This window comes from uncultured Nostoc sp. (assembly GCF_964245445.1).
In the GTDB taxonomy this organism is placed as follows: domain Bacteria; phylum Cyanobacteriota; class Cyanobacteriia; order Cyanobacteriales; family Nostocaceae; genus Nostoc.
Window position 1 is genome coordinate 1 of sequence record NZ_CAXTNE010000416.1, and the last position, 4,807, is coordinate 4,807.

A 4,807-nucleotide genomic window follows, 5' to 3' on the forward strand; every position below is an offset into this window, starting at 1 on the left:
CCACTCCCCACTCCCCTAAAAGATTATGACTAACCAAGTTGCCCCTCCCCGCCATATTCTTAAAGAAATTGTGTTGCATAAAAAGAAAGAAGTCGCAAAAATGCAGCAAGAACTGCCTTTAACTTCTTTGCGACAACAGTTAAATGCAGCCCCGACTGTGCGAAATTTCTTGAATGCTTTGCAAGAAAATCCCAACCAACCTAGCTTAATTGCCGAGGTAAAAAAGGCATCACCTAGCCGTGGGATTATCCGCGCAGATTTTGATCCCGTAGCTGTTGCTCAAGCTTATGAAAGAGGTGGCGCAGCTTGTTTATCAGTCCTGACTGACCAAAAGTTTTTTCAGGGCAGTTTTGATAATCTGCGGGCTGTGCGATTACAAGTAGCATTACCACTACTGTGCAAAGAGTTTATCATTAACCCCTATCAAATTTATTTAGCACGAACAGCAGGTGCAGATGCAGTCTTATTAATTGCTGCCATTTTATCAGATCAAGAACTTCAGGGTTTTTTGCAACTAATTCATGATTTAGGCATGAATGCACTGGTAGAAGTTCATACCTTGGCTGAACTGGATCGAGTGCTAAAGCTTGACAAACTAAGTTTAGTAGGAATCAACAATCGCAATTTAGAAGATTTTACCCTTGATATAGGCACAACACAGCAACTTTTAGCACAGCGTCAACAACAATTACAAAGTTTGGATATCACCGTCGTCAGCGAATCTGGACTGTATACACCTGCTGATTTATCTCTTGTAGCTGTTGCTGGTGCGCGTGCGGTTCTGATTGGAGAATCTTTAGTTAAACAAAGCGATGTCGAACAAGCAGTGCGTAGTTTGCTAAGACTTGATTCTCCCTAACCTTCCTTCAAAATTAAAGCAAGCCTTTCTAAGGCGGTTGGGTGGCTCTTTAGGAAAATAAGTTTCTTGCAGAATGCGGGTAAAGGGGATACTTAAGGGGCAAGATTCCTTTTTCCCTTCCCCCTTAACCCTTTCTTTATTCCCTAACGGAGCTAAAAGACTCATTCACCAGTATCAAAGACTCGTTAACGAAGCTAAAAGACTCATTCACCAGTATCAAAGACTCGACGACAAAAAATCTAGCGTGGGCATCGCTAATTGCTAAGTGTAAATTATTCCAAAACTATTAACCAATCATTAACTAATTTTCAGCATGACTTCTATCTCCGCTTCCTTTCAAACTTTACGCGATCGCCAACAGTGTGCTTTAATCCCGTTTATCACAGCAGGCGATCCTAACTTAGAAACCACTGCCCAGGCTTTACGTATCTTAGATCGCAATGGTGCAGACTTCATCGAGTTGGGCGTTCCCTACTCCGATCCTCTAGCAGATGGGCCTGTGATTCAAGCAGCAGCAACCCGCGCTTTGCAAAAAGGCACGAAATTAGAGCAAGTGCTAGAGATGTTACAGGTGGTGAGTCCTAACCTAAAAGCACCGATAATTCTATTTACTTATTACAATCCCATTTTGCACCGAGGTATTAAGCCATTTTTAGGAAAAATTGCTGCTGCTGGCGTACAAGGGTTGGTAGTGCCAGACTTACCCTTAGAAGAAGCAGAAGAATTAATCCAAACTGCTGCATCTTTCGGAATTGAGGTAATTTTACTCGTAGCTCCTACCAGTTCTAGAGATAGAATTGAAGCGATCGCTCATCAATCTCAGGGTTTTATCTACCTAGTGAGCGTTACAGGTGTTACAGGTATCCGCGCTCAAATTCAAGACCGCGTAAAGTATCTATTAACAGATTTGCGAAGCGTCACCGATAAACCCATCGGCGTTGGTTTTGGCATCTCAGGACCAGAACAAGCACATCAAGTAAAAGAATGGGGCGCAGACGCAGTGATTGTTGGTAGTGCCTTCGTTAAAAGGTTAGCAGAAGGTACTCCCACAGAAGGATTGCAAGCTGTTGAACAACTCTGCCGAGAACTTAAAACAGCCATTACTCCAATATCCCTGCAACAAGTTGGTTCCGCAAAATAAAAAGCTCTCTTTTTTCTCTCTCTGCGCTCTCTGTGCCTCTGTGGTTCGATAAAGAATAACGAACCGCAAAGGGGAGGCAACGCGGTCTTGGGGGTATCTCCCATGAGCGACTGCCGTCGCAAAGGTCGCAAAGGAAGAAATATAAAGGAAATCTTGGCTATGAAACTCCTGCTGAAATCTGTCAAAATATTAATTTATAGCGTACTTCTAGTTACCGCCTGTGCGCTTACAGTCTTCGCCCACGATCGCATTGATCGCGGACAATATAAATACCATTGGGATTATAATTTTCCAGGACAATACGCTCACCCAGCTGTAAGAAAGAACGTAACTGACCTGACATCAGCAGAGAAAACAGCCTTCGTCAAGGCTATCAAAACCTTAAAAACTACAATTCCCGCAGGTAGCAAGCTCAGTATTTACGACCAATTTGTTGCCATACATATAGGGGCAACACGTTTAATTCATAACCATAAAGGACATTCCAATGGTTCCGTTCAAGAACTTGCTCATGAAAATGCCGCATTTTTCCCTTGGCATCGAGAATATATTCGCAGATTTGAACAAGCTCTGCAAGCAGTAGACCCAAATGTTACTCTGCCATACTGGGATTGGACTGACCCCAAATCAATTGATGTGGTTTTTAACGATGATTTTCTTGGTTCTAACGGTCAAGGAGTAACCATCAAAATTCCAAATCAGGGAAATTTTACAGGCGGACCTGTGCCTGGGGCTTTTTCTGCTGCAAATGGCTGGGTTATGAATCCAGCATTAAACATTGACCTAGATACCAACACATCTTTAGGTACATCACTTGTCCGTTTTCTAAGGCTACCTCCTGCGACCGATTACCCTGTGCCTAAAAAAGATGTTGAGCGTGCGCTGAGTCTTAATAACTATTCTCTATTTCGCGCTGCTATGGAAGGATTTATCTCTGTAGATGAGCAGGGTAAAGTCACCCCAGGAGGATTTATACATAACTACATTCATGGTTTAGTTGGTGGGGTACAGATAGACGCAAGCACAAGACCCGTAAAGTTTAAGGGCTTGGGTACTATGAGCAATATACCAAGTTCGCCTTATGACCCAGTGTTTTGGTTGCATCATGCGAACGTAGACCGTCTCTGGGCCCAATGGCAAGAAAACGGTCATAAAGGTAGCGATTTTTATCCTCCCGATGGTCAGAGTCAGCCTTACGGACACAATCTTAAAGACCTAATGTGGCCTTGGGACGGCGGTATGTCTACCCCCAAAGCTACGGCGTTAGGAGATTTACTATCTCTATTACCAAAATTTGACTCTAAGGATTTGGTGCGCCCTATAGACGTTTTGAATCACAGGGAACTCGGCTATACCTACGAAACCCGTGAAAAGGAAACGCGAAAAGAATTTTATCTGTGGAATAAGTTCTAAAAAGTTAGAACGAAAGTAAAAAATACTTGAACATAAAAGGATTTTCAACTGTGGTAAGTATCCAAGACATCAACGCTATCATTTCAACTACGGCTGTGCGACCTGACCTTTTAGGCAGGTTTGGAAAATTCGGCGGTAAGTACGTCCCCGAAACTTTAATGCCTGCATTAAGTGAATTGGAAGCGGCGTTTCACCAATATTGCAATGAGCCGAGTTTCCAAGCAGAACTGCAAAACTTACTGCGTGACTATGTAGGACGACCCAGCCCATTATATTTTGCTGAACGCCTGACAACAAACTACGCTAGACCAGATGGCACGGGGCCGCAAATCTATTTAAAGCGCGAAGATTTAAATCATACAGGCGCTCATAAAATTAATAATGCTTTAGCTCAGGTGTTGCTAGCTAAACGCATGGGCAAGCAACGGATTATTGCAGAGACAGGGGCAGGTCAACACGGGGTTGCGACTGCAACTGTATGTGCTAGGTTTGGTTTGAAATGTGTGATTTACATGGGCGTCCAGGATATGGAACGCCAAGCCCTGAACGTGTTTCGGATGAAGTTGATGGGGGCAGAAGTTCGTCCAGTAGAGGCAGGTACAGGAACTCTCAAGGATGCAACTTCTGAAGCAATTCGGGATTGGGTGACAAACGTGGAAACAACCCATTACATCCTGGGTTCTGTTGCAGGGCCCCATCCCTACCCAATGATTGTCCGTGACTTCCACGTGATAATTGGTGTAGAAACTCGCGCTCAGTCTCTAGAAAAATGGGGAGGATTACCAGATATTCTACTGGCTTGCGTGGGTGGAGGTTCCAATGCGATCGGCTTATTCAATGAATTTGTGCATGAACCTTCGGTGCGTCTAATTGGAGTAGAAGCGGCGGGTGAAGGTGTAGATACAGAAAAGCACGCTGCTACCTTGACAAAAGGAAAAGTAGGTGTATTGCACGGTGCAATGAGCTATTTACTGCAAGATGATGATGGTCAAGTCATCGAAGCCCATTCAATTAGCGCCGGATTAGACTATCCCGGCGTTGGCCCTGAGCATAGTTATTTAATGGATCTTGGCCGCGCTGAATATTACAGTGTTACCGATAAACAGGCGTTAGAAGCTTTTCAAAGGCTTTCGCAACTAGAAGGAATTATCCCAGCCTTAGAAACTGCTCATGCGATCGCATATCTAGAAACCCTTTGTCCCCAGTTAACAGGCAACCCCCGCATCGTCATCAATTGTTCCGGCAGAGGTGACAAAGATGTGCAAACCGTCGCCAAAGTTCTTATTCCTTAATTTTCTCTTCTTGTCCTTTGCTAATGAAAAATGACCAATGACAAATGACTAACGACAAATATGATAGCTGTAACTCAAACTCCACTTGACAACATCCCCGTC

General features: G+C 43.9%; 4 protein-coding genes. All 4 read left to right on the forward strand.

Annotated elements, in window-relative coordinates; genetic code table 11:
- Positions 1-25 precede the first annotated feature (25 nt).
- The 4 genes from trpC to trpB all read left to right on the forward strand — a co-directional run bounded on the left by trpC (position 26) and on the right by trpB (position 4,705).
- Positions 26-859: an indole-3-glycerol phosphate synthase TrpC gene (gene trpC, locus ACFE90_RS36300; protein WP_375507088.1), complete on the forward strand. Its 834-nt coding sequence runs from the start codon at positions 26-28 to the stop codon at positions 857-859.
- Between the two features lie 313 nt (positions 860-1,172).
- The gene (gene trpA / locus ACFE90_RS36305; protein WP_375507089.1) at positions 1,173-2,000 is read left to right on the forward strand and encodes a tryptophan synthase subunit alpha; all 828 of its coding nucleotides are present in this window, start codon (positions 1,173-1,175) and stop codon (positions 1,998-2,000) included.
- Positions 2,001-2,102: 102 nt separating this feature from the next.
- Positions 2,103-3,413, forward strand: a complete 1,311-nt coding sequence (locus tag ACFE90_RS36310) for a tyrosinase family protein (RefSeq protein ID WP_375507090.1) — start codon at positions 2,103-2,105, stop codon at positions 3,411-3,413.
- Positions 3,414-3,472: 59 nt separating this feature from the next.
- Positions 3,473-4,705, forward strand: coding sequence for a tryptophan synthase subunit beta (gene trpB, locus ACFE90_RS36315; protein WP_375507091.1), 1,233 nt, complete (start codon positions 3,473-3,475; stop codon positions 4,703-4,705).
- The last annotated feature ends 102 nt before the right edge of the window (positions 4,706-4,807 follow it).

Coding starts and splice junctions, on each gene's coding strand:
- ACFE90_RS36310 (WP_375507090.1), top strand. CDS start 2,103: ATGAGCGACTGCCGTCGCAAAGGTCGCAAAGGAAGAAATATAAAGGAA.
- trpC (WP_375507088.1), top strand. CDS start 26: ATGACTAACCAAGTTGCCCCTCCCCGCCATATTCTTAAAGAAATTGTG.
- trpA (WP_375507089.1), top strand. CDS start 1,173: ATGACTTCTATCTCCGCTTCCTTTCAAACTTTACGCGATCGCCAACAG.